Origin of the sequence: Janthinobacterium sp. SUN211, assembly GCF_030587315.1 — a bacterium.
Taxonomy (GTDB): domain Bacteria; phylum Pseudomonadota; class Gammaproteobacteria; order Burkholderiales; family Burkholderiaceae_D; genus Janthinobacterium; species Janthinobacterium kumbetense.
Window position 1 is genome coordinate 108,116 of the sequence record NZ_JAPWIC010000005.1, and the last position, 15,884, is coordinate 123,999.

The window sequence follows — 15,884 nt, forward strand, 5'->3', positions numbered from 1 at the left end:
AGAATTGTTCTCATAATAGCGTAGCGGCGCCCGCCAGGCAATTGGGAAAACGCGGCGTTGCTGAAATGCGACTGCCCTCCAAGTCGTGTGCGGCGGTGGATTTGCGCCCGCGCACGGCAGATGTAAAAGTTTCCTTGGCGCAAGCTTTCATGTGAGAAAATGCGGGCTGTCGATGTGGTGCGGAGCGAAAAATGATGTGGATGGTTGGCGGTGCCCTGGTTCTCCTGGTCGCCCGATTCTTATGGTTGGCCTTTTTCCACCGGGTCAACGCGATGTCGCGCCAGGCGGAACTGATGAACTGGCTCGATATCGGCCGGGTGTCGAATGCCGATGGCGGCAAGGATATTCTGTTGGCGAGAAATGAGCGCGGCGCCCGGATCGACTGGCGCACGGGCGAGGTCTGGCTGATGAATCCCAAGGTGGCCGAGCCGTTTGCCGATTTCCTCGCCGTCGAACGCTGGCTGACCCTGCGCGACATGCCGCCGGCGGACAAACCGGCCGCAGCCGCGCCTGCGCCAGTGGAGCCGGAACCCGACGCGGCGCCGGACGCCGGCCCCGTGCGCGATACCTTGCCGGCCTTCCAGCAAAAGGTCGATGCGTGCCTGGCCAAGGCGGAAGGCGGCCAGGAATTACTGGAAACGAAGCAGGCGTTCGAGGCGGGCAGCGAGCCTTACCTCGAAGCATCGACGGAATTGAGCAAGACGGCGCTGGAGCTGGAAGTGTCGCCGGCGATGGTGGCCACGTTTCATATCAGCGCCTTTGCCGCCCTGGCCGAAACGGCGGGAGCCGACAAGCTGGAACGGGTGGCGGCCAGCCTGCATGCGGCGGCCAGGCAGATCAGGGCCAGCGTCGCCGTATAAAGGCGGCCAGGAATGAAAAAACCGCTGAATCCCTTGCAGGAATCAGCGGTTTTCAAATATTGGTTGCGGGGACAGGATTTGAACCTGTGACCTTCGGGTTATGAGCCCGACGAGCTGCCAGACTGCTCCACCCCGCAGACAAATTATAACCGAGTTTGTTGCATTGCGAAAGAGCGGAGCGCAACCGGGGGCATTTGGCTTGCATGATGGTCGCGGGCATAGCGCGCCGCAATGGAAAAAGCCGCTGGTCCCTTTGCAAGAATCAGCGGCTTTCAAATATTGGTTGCGGGGACAGGATTTGAACCTGTGACCTTCGGGTTATGAGCCCGACGAGCTGCCAGACTGCTCCACCCCGCAGGCGAATTATAGCGGGGTTTGCTGCAATGCGCAATGGCCGGGTTTCAGGCCCTCGATTATGCCGCCGCCAGGCGCCACAGCGACGTGACTTCCTGCGAGCGGGCCGCGTGCAGGCTGTCCGTCGCATCCTGCGCGCGCGGGTGCGTGGGTTTCACGTCCAGGCGGTCGACGACTTTCAAGCCCGCTTGCGCTATCCATTCGAGCAATTGCGCGCGCGGGCGCAGGCCCAGGTGCTCGGCCAGGTCGGACAAAATCAGCCAGCCTTCGCCGCTGGGCTCCAGGTGGTCGGCCAGGCCGGCGAGGAAACCGCGCAGCATGCGGCTGTCCGGATCGTAGACGGCGTATTCGATCGGCGAGCTGGGACGGGCCGGCAGCCAGGGCGGATTGCACACGACCAGCGGCGCGCGGCCGGCGGGGAACAGGTCGGCCTGCACGACGTCGACCTTGCCCTGCAAATCGAGGCGGGCCAGGTTTTCGCGCGCGCAGGACAGGGCGCGCGGGTCCTGGTCGGTGGCGACGATGCGTTCGATGCCGCGCTGCGCCAGCACGGCGGCCAGCACGCCCGTGCCCGTGCCGATATCGAAGGCCAGCTTGGCGCGCGCGGGCAGCGGCGCTTCCGCCACCAGGCCCACGTACTCGCCGCGGATGGGCGCGAACACGCCGTAATGCGGATGGATGCGCTGGCCCAGGGCCGGCAGTTCCACGCCCGTGCGGCGCCATTCGTGCGCGCCGATCAGGCCCAGCAACTCGCGCAGCGAGGCGACGAACGGCTCTTCGCCGCGGCCATACGCTTCATTGCAAGCCAGTTTCACGTCCGGCGCGCGGCGCAGCGGGATCGTGTAGTCGGCGTCGAAGGGCAGCAGCAGCATGGCCAGGGTGCGGGCGCGCTGCGACTGGGCCTGGCGGTGCAAGTGGAAGGCTTCCGTGGCAGTCGGTTCGGGTTTCGCCAGCTTGGCGGCCTTGGCTTTCTTGCTTGGCTTGTCGTTCTTGTGGTCGGCGCGCCGCGCCAGCGCCTGCAGCAACTGGCGCGCGTTCTGGAAGTCGCCGCGCCACAGCATGGCCGTGCCTTCGCAGGCCAGGCGGTAAGCCTGGTCGGCCGTCGTGCGGTCATCGGCGATGACGACGCGCTTGGGCGGCGGCATGCCGCTTTCCGAGCGCCAGCGGGCCGAATGCTCGGCGCCGTTTTCGCTCCAGTGGATCTGCGGGTGGACGGTAGGTGAAGAAGTGTCGGACATGGGATTCAATCGATAGAAGGGGGCGCGCGGCATGGTCGCCTGCGCAGGCCGTCTTCCATTATACGTCGCCGGCCGTGCTGCTAGCGGTGTCCGTGCCATAGGCGAGGGCCAGCGCACGGGCGCGCGCCTGCTCTTCCGGCGTGGTTTCCACGGCTTTCCTGTCGACTTTGGCGGTCTCGGTGGCATGGTCCGGCTGCACCAGCTTGAGCAAACGCAAGCTCAGGCTGCCCGCCAGGTCGCCATCCTTGCCGCTGGCGCTGGCGCCATCGGACGTGCCCTGATAGAGATTGCTTTGCAATTGCTGGCCCAGCAGCTTGAACAGGTCGTGCAGATCGCCGCCGAAGTGCGTGGCGGGCAACTCCCTGGCGGGCGGGCTGGCGTCGTCGGAGCTGGCTTCTTCGCCGGCTTCTTCGTCTGCTTCTTGCGTTTGCTCAAGGACGCCCGCGCTGATGTTCGATTGATATTGCACTTCCACTTCGAAGTCGAAGGTCTGGCCATCGGCCGTCGTGATCTTGCCCTTGCCGATGAAATGCGCGTTTTCATCGAGGCTGAAGGCGGCTGCGTGGCTGCTGCCGTTGGCGCCCGAGACGCTGGCGCTGCCACTGCTGAAGCTGGAACCGGCCTGCAGGTCGACGGAATCGAAGGCAACCGTGGCGCCGTCGCCGAACAGCTGGCGCGTCATGCTGGAGAGGAAATCCTGCGCCACGTCGACGGTCGCGTTGCCCAGCGCGTCGGTCCGTTGCGACAATCCCTTGGCCGACAGGTCCAGGCCATTTTTCGACAGCGCCACCACGTCTTGCGCCGTGCGCTGCATCAGGGGCGAAGCGGCCAGGCCGGACGCGCCGGCGCCTGCTTTTGGCGGCGTTTGTCCTGCCAGGGGATTGGCGGCGGGCTGGCGCGAGCCGGAAAGGAGGGCGGGGAGCTGGGACATGGTCGGTTCAAATGGGGAAGATAGGCGAATTAACGGCAATATCGCCCCATTCTTTAACCATTAGTGGTGGTGCGACCAGCTACCGTCTGCCGATTCCAGGTAGGACTTGACGGCATCGGCCTGGCCCGTGGCGTGACGCTTGAGTTCGCCGCATGCGCAAATGCCCTGATACGGCTGGATATGCGAGCAGGCGGAGACTTTTTGCAGGTAAACCTGCATGGATTTGTGACATTTTACGCACTTGAAGGTGAGGCTGCGGGCGGCTTTCATGGGGTTCCTTGAACTGTTGCGGGGCGTAGAGTTCGTCTACGCGAAGGCGGCGATTTTAACGCACTCCGGCCATCGTTACACGTTGTTGCATCTGCGCCACGCGCACGTCAACTGAATCCGCGCCGTGACGTTGAACGTATATAGGAGGTCGTCTGACCGCCATTGAAGAGGTAGCACCATGGACAAGCGTGACAAGGAAAAGCCTGTACAGCCCGCCAAGGAGCTGGTGAGAAAATGGTTGAAAGCGGAGCTGGAACAGCGCCGTCCCCCGCCCGACCCCGAGCAGATCCGCCGCGAACTGGGCTGGGATTTGCTCCGGCTGGGACGCGAGCCGCTACCTCGATGACGCCTTTGCCACGCCCTTAGAGCCTATCCCGGTAGATGAATACATCCCCTGTTGGCGCCCCTCAGAAGCGGGGACGGCGTTGCTCGTCGTCGCGTGGCTCGCCACGCGTCCTCCTCACCCCTTGTCCGCGCTCCTGATGCGCTGCCAGCAGAAGACGCTCCCTACCGGGATAAGCTCTTAGCGCACCGTCACCACGCTCTTGCCGCCGGACCCAGGCTGCACGAGGATGCGGGTGGCGATGCGCTCCGTCATTTCCTGCACGTGCGAGATGACGCCCACCTTGCGGCCCATCGCTTGCAAGCCGTCGAGCGCATCCATGGCCACGCGCAGGGTTTCCGTGTCCAGGCTGCCGAAGCCCTCGTCGATGAACAGCGATTCCACGCGCACCCGGTTCGAGGATAGCGAGGCCAGGCCCAGCGCCAGGGCCAGCGAGACGAGGAACGATTCGCCGCCCGACAGCGAGTGCACGGAGCGCAGCTCGCCGCCCATGTCCTGGTCGCGCACCATCAGGCCCAGCGACGGGTTGTTCGGGTTGTCGATGCGTTCGAGCTGGTAGCGGCGGGCCAGGTGGGCCAGGTGCGCGTTGGCATAGCCGAGCAGCACTTCCAGCGTGAATTGCTGCGCGTAGTTGCGGAATTTCTTGCCGTCGGCCGAGCCGATCAATTCATTCAGGCTGGCCCAGCGCCGCTCGATGACGGCTTGCGCCTCGATCTGCGCCAGCATCGCTTGCGCGCTGTGGCGCCGCGCGTCGTCCTGCGCGATGGCCAGGCGCAAGCGCGTCGCTTCCTGGTTGGCCGCCTGGCGCTCGGCGCCAAGCGCGTCGAGCGCCGCCTGCAACACGGCCTCGTCCATTTCCAGCGCTTCCGGCGGCTGCTGCACGTGCGCGGCCAGTTGCTGCCGGCGCTCGGCCAGCACGGAAACGGCCGCCGTGTGGCGGTCGGCGATCACTTGCAAGGCATCGCGCTCGGCGCGCATGGCGTCCATGGAGATGGTCAGGCGCGCGCGCAGCTCGTCGAGCGTGGCAGGCGCGTGGCCGGAGTGACGCTGCCGGAATTGCTGCAGCCAGTCGTGCAGGGCGACGGTGGCGCCGTGTTCCTGTTCGCGCAGGGCGGCCAGGCGCTGCGCCAGCTGCGCGCACGCTTCGTCGAGGCGCGTGCGCTGCGCGCTGGCCGCGTGGGCTGCCGCCTGCTGCTGCGCCAACTGGTCTTTGGCCTGCGCGATGGCCGCCGCCAGGCTGCGTTCCACCTCGGCCACGCTCTGCCCCTGCCACAGCGCGTTGCGCTCCGCTTGCAGTGCCGTGAGTTGTTTGTCGGCGGCAGCAAAGGCGGCGTGGGATTCCTGCGCCGCTTGCCGTGCCTTGCCGGCGGCCAGTTGCGCCGCTTCCAGCTGCGCGGCCAGGGTCGCCAGCGCGTGGCCGCGCTGGTCCTGGTCCGCCTGCTGTTTCAGCCACTGCCGGCTTTCCGTTTCGCGCGCCGCGCGGAAGGCGGCGGGGCCGGCGCGCCAGCTGTCTTTCCAGCCTTCGGCGTCTTCCACGTCGGCAAACGCGGCATCGAGCTGCGCCAGCAAGCCGTCAAGCGCGCCGCGCGACGTTTCCGCCTTGTCCAGACTGGCCGCCTGCTGTGCCTGCAATTGCGCCAGACGCGTCTGCGTTTCGGCGACGGCGCTAGTGCAGTGCGCGTGTTCGGCGCCGGCCAGTTCGTGCGCCGCCTGCGCCTGCTCACGCCGCGCGCCGGCCTGGCGCAGCGCCGCCTCCTGTTGCGCCAGCGCTTGCAGGGCTGCTACATTGGCCGTCAGCTGCTGCGCGAACCAGTCCGCGCGCTGGTTTGCCGGCGGCAGTTGCAGGGTGTCCGCATGCGGCTGCCATTGCGCGTTCAAGCTGTCGATGGCGGGCGGCAGGATGGCCAGTTCCGCATCCGTCTGCGCCTGTTCGCGCGCGGTCGCGGCCAGCGCCGCCTTGTGCGTGGCCAGCCGTTCCAGATTGCTGCGCGCCTGCGCGCGGCAAGCCAGTACTTCATCCTGCAAGCTGGCCAGCATCGCCTGCAGGGCGTCATCGGCGTGGCTGTACGGGTGTTCCAGCGCGCCGCAGACGGGGCAGGGCTGCTCGTCCTGCAAGGTGGCGCGCAGTTGCTCCACGCTGGCCGCGCATGCCGCTTCCGCCCTTTTCAAGGATTTTTCCGCTTGCGCCAGGCCCGCTTCCAGCAGCGCCGTTTGTGCTGCCAGCGCCGCCAGTGCCGTCGCTTCCGTTTGCGCGGCCTGCGCCAGTTGCGCCGCCCCCGCTTGTCCGTGCGCCAGCTCCTGCTGCTTGCGCGCCAGCTCCGTCCACGTCTTTTCCGCCGCATTCAACTGGCGCGCATGGTCTTCCAGCTGGCCGCGCTGCTGCTGCAGCAGCTGTCCATCGATGGCTTGCACGGCGCACTGCGCCTCGCGCCGCTGCGCATCGTGTGCGGCGAGCGTGGCGGCGGCCGCCGTCAACGCGGCCTGTGCCTCCTGGCCCGCGACGCCTGCCGCGCGCACCAGCTGCGCCGCGTCGGCCGCTCTGGCGTCGGCCGCATCGGCTTGCGCGGCCGCCTGGCCGGCCTGGGCGAACAGCTGGTCCGACAATTGCCATGACGCGGCCAGCGCTTGCCAGTGCTGGTGCGACGCCAGCCACAGGCGGCCCGTTTCCTGCTCCGCCTGCATGGCGTGCTGGTGCTGCTGCCGCTCGTGCAAGGTGGCGCGCGCCGTTTCGTTGGCCTGGTCGGCCGCCAACGCGCCATCCTGCGCCTGGCGGTGGGCAGGCAAGTGTGCCGCAATGCCGGCATCGAGCGCCTTGGCTTGATCGAGCAGGGGCGCCGCGTCGCGTTGCGCCGCTTCCCTGGCTTGCAAGGCCGCCGTCGCCAGCTGCACGCTGGCAGCCAGTTGCGTTTCGTTGGCCACGGCTTGCGCCGCCTGCGCGCGCGACGCTTCCAACGCGGCGCCGGTGCCAGCGATGTCGTTCGCCAGGCGCGCCACGTCGTCGATGAGGGGCCGCGCCGGCTGCAGCAATTCCCACTGCGCCAGCGCCGTGCGGCGCGCTTCGGCCGCGGTGCGTTCGGCATCCGCGCCATCGAGCGTCTCTTGCGCCGCCGCTATCTGGCTTTGCAGCTTGTGCGTCTCCTGGTGCCAGCGCTGCTGCAGCTCCAGCACCGCCTTGCGCAAGTCGATGGTTTGCAGGGCGGTGTCGGCAGCGCCGCACAGCGCCTCGGTCTCGGCCCGCTCTTCCGGCGACAGGGGCCGCTGGTCGGCCAGTTTTTCGCCCAGGCGTTCGAGGATCTGCTTTTCCTTTTTTGCCCGCTCGAAGGCGCGCATGGAAATGTCGGTATAGATGCTGCTGCCCGTCAGGGTTTCCAGCAATTCTCCCCGTTCATTGTCTTCCGTCTTGAGGAAGGTGGAAAACTCGTTCTGCGCCAGCAGCACGGCGCGTGTAAACTGGTCGAACGACAGGCCGATGCGCTTTTCGATCTCTTCCTTGACTTCCGTCTTGGTGCCGCCAATGGGCTGCAGCGCTGGCAGCTGGTGCAAGCTCATGGCGGTCGCCTGCAGCGCGCCTTCGGCCCGGGTACGCGAGCGGCGCACGCTCCAGCGCGCGCGATAGTGACCGCCGTCGTTGCCGACGAAGTCTACTTGCGCGTAACCGTCCGGCGTGCCGCGGCGCAGCAGGGTGCGCGTATCCTGGGCGTTGACGGTTTCCTTGCCCACGTCGGGCAGGGCGCTGCCCCGGCCCAGCACCTTCAGCAGGCGCGGCGTGGCGTCGTACAGGGCCAGGCACAGGGCGTCGAGCAGGGTGCTCTTGCCCGCGCCCGTGGGGCCGCTGATGGCAAACAGGCCGGAGGACGCCAGCGGCTCCTGCTGGAAGTCGACTTCAAATTCGCCGGCCAGCGAGGCCAGGTTCTTGCCGCTGATTTTCAGTATTTTCATGGTTCTTCAGGTACCGTCAGGCGCCGGGCAGCAGCAGTTCGGCCAGGGCCGACAGTTGTTCGGGCGGCGCGGGCCGGCCGTATTTTTGCAGGTACAGGCGTCGGAAGATGTCGTCGGGCTGCAGCTGGCTCAATTGGTCGAGCGTCATGTTGTCGGGCGCGCTGCTGCGCGCGGCGCTCGACGTTTCGATCTTCGCCAGGCGCACCTGCTTGCCGTCGAGCGCTGTTTCGATGCGCGTGCGCAGGCCCGGTTCCGGCGCATCGAGGCGTACGCGCACTTCCAGGAAGGGCTGCGCTTCCGGTGCTGCGGCGGGCACGTCGAGGGCGGCCAGCTGCGCCAGCACCTCGTCGATGGGCGCCGGCGTGGCGGGCACGCGCAAGAGGGGCACGGCACGCGGCACCTCGATGGTGCGCACGTCCTTCAACTGTTCGCCATCGATGTCGAGACACAGCACCTGATGGCGATAATTGACTTCGGCGAAGGACAGGGGAATCGGGCTGCCGCAATAGCGGATATGCTCCTGGCCGCCCACGGCTTGCGCCTTGTGCAGATGGCCCAGCGCCGCATAGGCGATGGCGGCGTCAAAAATCCCCGAGGGCAGCATTTCCGTGCCGCCGATGACGATGCGGCGCTCGGAATCGTTCGACATTTCGCCGCCCACCATGTGGCAGTGGCCCATGGCAACGATGGCTTGTCCGGGCTGGCGGCGCGCCAGCGCCAGGTCCGCCAGCTGGCGGTACAGCAGGGAGATGCCGCCCAGGTAGGCGTCCTGGGTATCGCCGGCCGGCAGTTTCGGCACGTCGCCGGGACGCAGGAAGGGCACGGTCAGGCACCAGGCTTGCACTTGCCCATCGGCGCCCGTCAAAGGCAACAACAGGCGCTCCAGGTCGATCTGGCCATCTTCGTCGCGCAGCAGATGGCCGATCACGTGCGTGCCGTGCGCGGCCAGCAGGGGACCGGGCGCTTCCAGCCGGCCGGCCGAATCGTGGTTGCCGGCGACGACGACCAGCTGCAGCGCGGGCAGGCGCGCGCGCGCCTGCTGCAGGAAGACGTACAGCTGCTTTTGCGAGGCGGCCGACGGGTTGGCGTTGTCGAACACGTCGCCGGCGACGAGCAGCACGTCGACCTTTTCGGCCACGAGGGTGTCGAGCAGCCAGTCGAGGAAGCGCTGGTGCTCGTAGCCCCGCTCGTAATTGTGCAGGGTCTGGCCCAGATGCCAGTCGGAAGTGTGCAGCAGGCGCATGGTGGGCCAAGGGTAGGGAAGACAGGCGCCAATATAGCAGGAATGATAGGGGTCAGACCCGCGCCAGGCGCCAGCGGCCATATCAAGTGGTCAGCATCCCGGCGCGATAGGTATTCCGGCCATCCTGCTTGGCCTTGTACAGCAGCACGTCGGCCCGCTGCAGCAGCACGGCGGGGGAAATGTCTTCGTCGCGATAGAAAGCCAGGCCGATGCTGGCGGAAATGCGCACGGTGATGCCATCGAGTTCGAACGGCTGCTGCATGGCGGCGACGATTTTTTCCGCCAGCACGGCCGCGTCCTCGGGCCGGGTGATCTGTTCCATGATGATGGTGAATTCGTCGCCGCCCAGGCGGGCGACGATGTCGGTGACGCGCATGGTTTGCGTCAGGCGCTGGGCGAAGGCGCGCAGCAGCGCGTCGCCGGTGCCGTGGCCGTGCGTGTCGTTGACGGGCTTGAAACGGTCGATATCCATGTACATGACGGCCATCAGGTGCTGATGCTGGCGGCTCGCGTGCATGGCGTCGCTGAGTTTTTGCTGGAATCCGGCGCGGTTCGACAATCCCGTCAGCGCGTCGACCTGGGCCAGTTTCAGCAGGCGCTGTTTTTCGCGCTTTTGCACGGTGATATCCTGGCGCATCACGTGAAAGCCCACCACCTGCAGCTTGTCTTCGCCGATCTGCGGGATGTAGATCACTTCCAGGCAGCGCTCGATGCCTTCCTTGTCGTCTTCTTCCTCGAAGCTCAGGGTTTCGCCCGCCAGCACTCTTTCGATGTACGGCGCCACCGTGCGGTAGCGCGCCTCGCCCACCGTGTCGCGCACGCTCTTGCCCAGCGCTTGCCGGCCCGTCAGGCCGAATTCGCGTTCATAGGCGATGTTCAGGAAGCGGTAGACCTGGTCGGCGTCGATGTAGGCGATCATGGCCGGCAGGGTGTCGGCGATGGTGCGCAGGCGCGCTTCGCTTTCCAGCAGCGCCACTTCCGATTCGCGCAGGATGGTGATGTCGTCCAGGCTGCCCACGTAGCCTTCGATCCGGCCGTCGATGAGGATGGGGGCAATTTTGACGGAGACCCATACCAGCCTGCCGTCGCGGTGCAGGCAGCGCAGGGTGGACTGGAATGGCGCATGGCTGCGCGTGAGCTGTTCCAGCGCCACGTGCATCAGCGGATAGTCGTCCGGGTGCAGGGCGCTGGTCCAGCCGGCGCCCAGGGCGGCCGCGCGCGGCAAGCCCGTGATCGATTCGAAGGTGCGGTTGACGTAGGTGCAGCGGCGCTGGCGGTCCAGGCGCACCAGGCCGAGCGGCGAAGCGTCGTTGACGGCGGCCAGTTCGGCCTGTTTCTGGCGCAGTTCCAGTTCCTGCTGGCGGCGCTGCGAGATATCCTCGGCGATGCACAGGATATGTTCGATCTGCTGGCGCTCGTCGAACACGGGCACGGAGACGGCGCGCAGGTAGCGCAGGCTGCCATCGAACAGGCGCAACGGCTTTTCCGTATGGTCGATGACGCCCCGCTCGGCCAGGATGGCGCGGTCGTCCTCGGCGTCGTGCAGGCCGAAGTCGGGCGGGAAGGCCTGGCAATCGGTCTTGCCGATGACGTCGGCGGCCAGGTGGCCGGTGATGTCCTCGGCCGCCTTGTTCCACACTTCCATCTGGCCGAAATTTTCCGGGCGCGCGCTTTTTACATAGACCAGCACGGGCAAATGGTCGATCAGCGACTGCAGGAAGCTGCGGTTGTCCTGCAGCGCCAGTTCGTCGTGCTTGCGCGCGCTGATGTCGCGCGAGGTGACGGCCACGCCGTCGGCGATCGGCACCACCTGGTGGCGCAGCCAGCGCGTGCCGCCCGAGGCCAGCGGCAGTTCGAATTCATCTTCCAGCGGCTGGCCCGTTTCCATCACCAGCACGAAGCGCTTGAAGAAACGCTCGCCGCGCAGCAGCGGTATCAGCGGCAGCACGCGCTGGCCCAGCAGTTCGGAGCGCGGCTTGCCCAGCATGTCGGCGGCGCGCTCGTTGATGTCGGCAAAGGTGAAGTCTTCCACCGGCTTGCCCGGCGCGGCGCGCCAGGCTTTCAGCAGCAGCACGGCATCGAGGCTGCCCTGGTGCGCCGCGCGCAGCAAGGCTTGCGTTTCCGTGGCCTGGCGGATGCTGCGGCGCAGGCGCGCGCTCTGGCGCATCAGCAGGGTCGTAAAGCCGGCAATGAGCACGCTGGCGGCGAGCAGCGCGCCGACATATATCAGGCGGCGGTGTTCGAAGCGCGTCAGGGCGACGGCGCGGCTCACGCCCACCACGGCCAGCAGCGGGTAGCGCGGCAGCTCGTGGTAGCTGTAGATGCGGGACGTCGCGTCGACGGGCGGCTCGATCAGCAATTCTTCGGCGGCGTGCTGCGGCGGTCCCGGCATGCGGAAGTCGATGCGGTCGCTGAGGATCAGTTGCTCGCCGATGCGCCCCGCCGTCAGGCCGCTGTCGCGCGCCACCAGCATCAGCGCGCCCTGTTCATCGAGGTTCAGGCGGTCATAGTCGTCGACAAAATACGTGGGGTCGACGAGGATGACGATGGCGCCGGCAAAGCGGCCTTGCGCATCGTTCAGGCGGCGCGCCAGGCGGATGGTCCAGTGCTTGCCGCCCGCGTCGAGCATGGGCGTGTCGACCAGGGCCGTGTCGGACGCATTGGCGGCCAGCGCCTTGAAAAATGCCTGGCCGGCCAGGTTTTCCGGCAGGTAGGCGTTGGCGCTGTCGAGCACATTGCCCTGCGCATCGACGAGGGCGATCGGCAATGCCAGCTTCGACGGCAGCACGCTGTCGAGCAAGCCCTGGCGGCGCGTGAATTCATTCAGGCGCAGGCCGCCGTCCGTTTCCTCGTATTTGAGCTTGAACAATTGCGTGGCGTGATCCGTCTGGCGCAGGGTGAAACTGGTATGGTCGGCCAGGGTGCGCGCCAGCGACTGGCTGACGGCCACGGCGTCGCGCACGGCGCTGGCCCGTTCCTGGCCCACCTGGTAAAAGACGGCCGCCCACAGCGCCAGCAGCAGGATGAGCGCGAACAGGGGCACCAGGCTGAGACGGTACAGGCGGCGGGCAAGGCGTTGCAGGGGTCTTGTTATCGCTATCACGGGCGCTTGCAGGCTATATTCATGGAAAAGGGGAGGGGCGGCGTGGCGCGCATGATAGCCGAAATCGGCCGCCTTGCGCGTCAGCGTGTTGCCGCCGCTGCCATCGTCTGTTCGCGGTCTGTCGCTGGCCTTATTTTGCTTTAAATCAAGTAGCTGTGGTGCCGCGCACGCTAAAAAAAGCACGCCGGCGGCGACACGGGCTGGCGCCGTGGCAGAAAAAGTACAATTGCGCCCCCATCCTCATTAAAATGGATGCTTCTTCCTCCCATATCGAAAGTTGTCATGCAGAGTAAAAAGCCCGACGCGGCAAGACTGGACAAGATCGTGGCTGAAGCGCGCCGCGCCGCCGACCAGCGCGAGAGCGGCTACCGCGAGCGTTCGCTGAAGATGTACCCGTGGGTCTGCGGCCGCTGCATGCGCGAATTCACGCGCGCCAACGTGCAGCAGCTGACGGTGCACCACCGCGACCACAACCACGACAACAATCCGCCCGATGGCAGCAACTGGGAACTGCTGTGCCTGTATTGCCACGACAATGAGCACTCGCGCTACCTGGAAGCGGACCGTGGCGCCGGCCTGCTGTCGGCCGAGGTGGCGCCCGCCACGCACAATCCCTTCGCCGCGCTCGCTGGCCTGATCAAGAAAAAGGACTGAGCGGCCCGTCCGCCTCCCACCCCATGCGCATCTTGCTGACCGAAGACGACCCGCAGCTGGGCCGCGCCACGCAGATTGGCCTGGAACAGGCCGGCCATGCCGTCGACTGGGTCACGAGCGCCGAACACGCGCACACGGCCGTGCGCCTGCACGACTATGGCTGCATTTTGCTGGACCTGGGCTTGCCGGGACAGGATGGCATGCAGGCGCTGGGCGTGCTGCGCGACAATGGCTACAGCGGCGCCGTGCTGGTCGTCACGGCGCGCGACCAGGTGGGCGAGCGCATCGCCGGGCTCGACGCGGGCGCCGACGACTTCATCGTGAAACCGTTCGACCTCGACGAGCTGGCCGCGCGCATCCGCAGCGCCTGCCGGCGCGCCGCAGGCCGCCTGCGCGAGCACCTCGTACACGGCGACCTCGTGCTCGATATCGCGGACCGGCAGGTGACGCAAGGGGGATTGCCCGTGATGCTCACGATGAAGGAATTTCGTATCTTGCAATTGCTGCTGGAACACGGCGGCCGGGTGCTGAGCCGGGAACAGCTGGAGAAAAACCTGTACAGCTGGGGCGATGAAGTGGAAAGCAATGCCGTGCAAGTGCATATCCACCACCTGCGCAAGAAGCTGGGGCGGGACTTGATACGCACCGTGCATGCGATCGGTTATTGCATTGATAAAGCGCAAGCGGCCTGATGGAAAAACGGGCTACCCTGAGGCAGCCCGTTGGCATCGATGATGCGGATGGATTAGCGCATCAGAAATCGACGGTGGCCGACAGCCACAGACGGCGGCCGTCCAGGCTGTTGACATAGCGGTTGGCGTAGGTCAACGTTGGCGCGCGGTAAGGCTGGTAGTCGACGAAGTCCTTGTTGAGCAGGTTGTACACGGCCGCGTTCAGGGTGACGCGCTTGTTCAGCTGGTAGCTGCTGCCCAGGTGCAACATGGTGTAGCCCTTGTAGTCGCCCAGCGCGGCCTTGGCGGCGCGCGTGGAAGCGGAGGTGCCTGGATCGCGGAAGCGCTCGCTGCGGTACTCGGCGCGCAGCCAGCCGTTCCATTCGCGCGAGATATCCCAGCTCAGGCGCGCGTTGACGGCGTGCTTGGGCGTGTCGCTCAGGGGCTTGCCGGCGTTGCTGCCGCTCTTCTGTTCGCTTTCCGTGTACGTGTAGTTGGCGCTGGCCGACAGGGTCTTGCCCAGCGGGAAGCGCGTATTCAGCTCGACGCCGCGCGTGACGGCCTCATCCACGTTGACCGACTGGCCGAACGCATCGACGTTGGGCCAGTTGCCGAAGCTGACGCAGCCGGGACGGTTTGGCGAGGGACGGTAATCGCAGTTGACGAGGCCCGTGCCCGTCGTGATCTTGTCCTTGAATTGATTGTTGAACAGGGAGCCGCTGGCGGTCCAGCCGGCCAGGTTGTCGAAATACGCGCCGATTTCCGTCGTCGTGCTCGTTTCCGGCTTCAGGTTCGGGCTGCCGACGAGGGGGATCGTGCCCTGGCCGCCGAAACCGTTGATGCCTGGGGACAATTGTTCCACGCGCGGCGTCTTGTAGCCCTTGCTGACGCCGCCCTTGACGGTCCAGCTTGGCGTCGCGTTCCACACGGCATAGGCGCGGGGGCTGGTCTGGCCGCCGAAGATGCTGTGATCGTCATAACGGGCGCCGAAGGTCAGCGCGATATTCTCCAGCACTTGCCATTCGTCTTCCACGAACAGGGCTTTTTGCGTGAATTCGAATTTCTTTGGCGCCACGCCATCCGTCATTTCCGCTTTCCACCATTGCGCGCCGACGGTGGCCATGTGTTTGCCCAACGGCATGACCAATTTGGTGTCGAACACCTGGCTTTCCACTTCCAGAGTGCGCGCGCTGCCGGCGACGGCGCCGGGCGTGCCTGGCGGAATCGTGCGGCCCAGGGTTTCCGTCTTGTTCACCATGTAGCTGCTGTCCAGGGTGCCGAAGCCGAAGCGGCCCGTGTGCGACAGGGTCCACTGGTCGCGGTTGTATTTCTGCTCGGGACCGTAGCCGCCCTGCAAGCCCAAGGTGCCCAGTTGCTTCTTCGAATTGTCGTAGGTCTGGCGGCCCGCATCCGCGTCGAGGATGACGGTATGGAAACGGTTGGGCGTGAACGCCAGGCGCGCGCCAAAGTTCTCGATGTCCGCGCGCACGGGGTTGGCGCCCATGTTCGGCACATTTTCCGCACCGGCCGCGTCGTTGTAGCGGATGTGGGCTGCATCGCGGCGTTGCTTGCTGCCGCGCAGGGATAGGCCCAGCAGGTCGGTGGCGATAGGGCCGCTCAGGTAGAAGCGGCCGCTTTTCACGTCGCCGAAATCGGACTCTTCCTGCAAGGTGTAGTCGGCCGAGATGGAACCCATCCACTGCTTGCCCACCTTGCGCGTGATGATGTTGATCACGCCGCCCATGGCGTCCGAGCCGTACAGGGTCGACATGGGGCCGCGGATGATCTCGATGCGTTCGATGGCGGCCAGCGGCGGCATGAAGCTCGTCTGCGTCCCGCCGAAGCCGTTCGGCGTGACATTGCCGGCCGCGTTCTGGCGGCGTCCGTCGATCAGCACCAGGGTGTAGTCGCTGGGCATGCCGCGGATGCTGATGTTCATGCCGCCCGTCTTGTCGCCCGCCGCGCCCACGTCGATGCCTTCCACGCTTTCCAGCGCCTGGGTCAGGTTGCCGAAGCGTTCCTTCGACAGTTCTTCACGCGTCAGCACGGTGATCGAGGCGGGCGCCTGCTTGATATCCTGCTCGAAACCGGAGGCGGAAACCACCACTTCCGGCATGCTGGCAGGCGTACCCGTCTGGGCGTGGGCCGGCAGGCAGGACAGGGCGGCCAAGGCCAGGGCCAGAGTGGTGGGACGCGGCAGGCGCGCGCGGCGGGGGCTGTTGGACATGCAAACTCCTGAGGGTGAATGAATTATTGGTCTGTATTCTTGAGGTAATGG

Annotated in this window: 11 protein-coding genes and 2 tRNA genes; 4 read left to right on the forward strand and 9 right to left on the reverse strand. The window is 66.3% G+C overall.

Going from position 1 to position 15,884, the window contains the following annotated elements; translation table 11 throughout:
- Positions 1-191 precede the first annotated feature (191 nt).
- Positions 192-860, forward strand: a complete 669-nt coding sequence (locus O3301_RS17900; protein ID WP_305057048.1) for a hypothetical protein — start codon at positions 192-194, stop codon at positions 858-860.
- Positions 861-920: 60 nt separating this feature from the next.
- Here O3301_RS17900 and O3301_RS17905 read toward each other — a convergent pair.
- From O3301_RS17905 to O3301_RS17925, 5 genes are all read right to left on the reverse strand, one after another.
- Positions 921-997: transfer RNA gene (locus O3301_RS17905), tRNA-Met, on the reverse strand.
- Positions 998-1,140: 143 nt separating this feature from the next.
- Positions 1,141-1,217, reverse strand: a tRNA-Met gene (locus tag O3301_RS17910).
- 56 nt (positions 1,218-1,273) lie between these two features.
- On the reverse strand, positions 1,274-2,452 hold the full coding sequence (locus tag O3301_RS17915) for a class I SAM-dependent methyltransferase (protein ID WP_099664725.1): 1,179 nt from the start codon (positions 2,450-2,452) through the stop codon (positions 1,274-1,276).
- 58 nt (positions 2,453-2,510) lie between these two features.
- Positions 2,511-3,383: a hypothetical protein gene (locus O3301_RS17920; protein WP_305057049.1), complete on the reverse strand. Its 873-nt coding sequence runs from the start codon at positions 3,381-3,383 to the stop codon at positions 2,511-2,513.
- Positions 3,384-3,443: 60 nt separating this feature from the next.
- Entirely contained in the window at positions 3,444-3,653 is a 210-nt protein-coding gene (locus O3301_RS17925) for a hypothetical protein (RefSeq protein WP_034755039.1), read from the reverse strand.
- A 178-nt stretch (positions 3,654-3,831) separates the two neighbouring features.
- Between O3301_RS17925 and O3301_RS17930 the strand changes: the two genes are divergently transcribed.
- The gene (locus tag O3301_RS17930) at positions 3,832-3,999 is read left to right on the forward strand and encodes a hypothetical protein (protein ID WP_305053374.1); all 168 of its coding nucleotides are present in this window, start codon (positions 3,832-3,834) and stop codon (positions 3,997-3,999) included.
- A 177-nt stretch (positions 4,000-4,176) separates the two neighbouring features.
- Here the strand turns inward: O3301_RS17930 and O3301_RS17935 are convergent, their stop codons facing one another.
- The 3 genes from O3301_RS17935 to O3301_RS17945 all read right to left on the reverse strand — a co-directional run bounded on the left by O3301_RS17935 (position 4,177) and on the right by O3301_RS17945 (position 12,281).
- On the reverse strand, positions 4,177-7,935 hold the full coding sequence (locus tag O3301_RS17935) for an AAA family ATPase (RefSeq protein WP_305057050.1): 3,759 nt from the start codon (positions 7,933-7,935) through the stop codon (positions 4,177-4,179).
- A gap of 16 nt (positions 7,936-7,951) precedes the next feature.
- Positions 7,952-9,178 (reverse strand): exonuclease SbcCD subunit D C-terminal domain-containing protein, encoded by a 1,227-nt coding sequence (locus tag O3301_RS17940; RefSeq protein WP_305057051.1) that lies wholly within the window; start codon positions 9,176-9,178, stop codon positions 7,952-7,954.
- 82 nt (positions 9,179-9,260) lie between these two features.
- Positions 9,261-12,281: a PAS domain-containing protein gene (locus O3301_RS17945; protein WP_305057052.1), complete on the reverse strand. Its 3,021-nt coding sequence runs from the start codon at positions 12,279-12,281 to the stop codon at positions 9,261-9,263.
- Positions 12,282-12,563: 282 nt separating this feature from the next.
- On the opposite strand from O3301_RS17945, the gene O3301_RS17950 reads away from it, so the two are divergent.
- Positions 12,564-12,935 carry a YajD family HNH nuclease gene (locus O3301_RS17950; protein WP_034755042.1) on the forward strand — a complete coding sequence of 124 codons (372 nt, stop codon included), beginning with the start codon at positions 12,564-12,566 and terminating at the stop codon, positions 12,933-12,935.
- A gap of 23 nt (positions 12,936-12,958) precedes the next feature.
- The gene (locus O3301_RS17955; RefSeq protein ID WP_099664720.1) at positions 12,959-13,627 is read left to right on the forward strand and encodes a response regulator; all 669 of its coding nucleotides are present in this window, start codon (positions 12,959-12,961) and stop codon (positions 13,625-13,627) included.
- Between the two features lie 61 nt (positions 13,628-13,688).
- On the opposite strand, the gene O3301_RS17960 is transcribed toward O3301_RS17955, so the two are convergent.
- On the reverse strand, positions 13,689-15,833 hold the full coding sequence (locus tag O3301_RS17960; RefSeq protein ID WP_305057053.1) for a TonB-dependent receptor domain-containing protein: 2,145 nt from the start codon (positions 15,831-15,833) through the stop codon (positions 13,689-13,691).
- Positions 15,834-15,884: the final 51 nt, after the last annotated feature.

What these genes read in the sequence shown, in the direction of transcription:
- O3301_RS17900 (WP_305057048.1), top strand. Translation starts at nt 192, where the DNA reads ATGATGTGGATGGTTGGCGGTGCCCTGGTTCTCCTGGTCGCCCGATTC.
- O3301_RS17915 (WP_099664725.1), bottom strand. Translation starts at nt 2,452, where the DNA reads ATGTCCGACACTTCTTCACCTACCGTCCACCCGCAGATCCACTGGAGC.
- O3301_RS17920 (WP_305057049.1), bottom strand. Translation starts at nt 3,383, where the DNA reads ATGTCCCAGCTCCCCGCCCTCCTTTCCGGCTCGCGCCAGCCCGCCGCC.
- O3301_RS17925 (WP_034755039.1), bottom strand. Translation starts at nt 3,653, where the DNA reads ATGAAAGCCGCCCGCAGCCTCACCTTCAAGTGCGTAAAATGTCACAAA.
- O3301_RS17930 (WP_305053374.1), top strand. Translation starts at nt 3,832, where the DNA reads ATGGACAAGCGTGACAAGGAAAAGCCTGTACAGCCCGCCAAGGAGCTG.
- O3301_RS17935 (WP_305057050.1), bottom strand. Translation starts at nt 7,935, where the DNA reads ATGAAAATACTGAAAATCAGCGGCAAGAACCTGGCCTCGCTGGCCGGC.
- O3301_RS17940 (WP_305057051.1), bottom strand. Translation starts at nt 9,178, where the DNA reads ATGCGCCTGCTGCACACTTCCGACTGGCATCTGGGCCAGACCCTGCAC.
- O3301_RS17950 (WP_034755042.1), top strand. Translation starts at nt 12,564, where the DNA reads ATGCAGAGTAAAAAGCCCGACGCGGCAAGACTGGACAAGATCGTGGCT.
- O3301_RS17955 (WP_099664720.1), top strand. Translation starts at nt 12,959, where the DNA reads ATGCGCATCTTGCTGACCGAAGACGACCCGCAGCTGGGCCGCGCCACG.
- O3301_RS17960 (WP_305057053.1), bottom strand. Translation starts at nt 15,833, where the DNA reads ATGTCCAACAGCCCCCGCCGCGCGCGCCTGCCGCGTCCCACCACTCTG.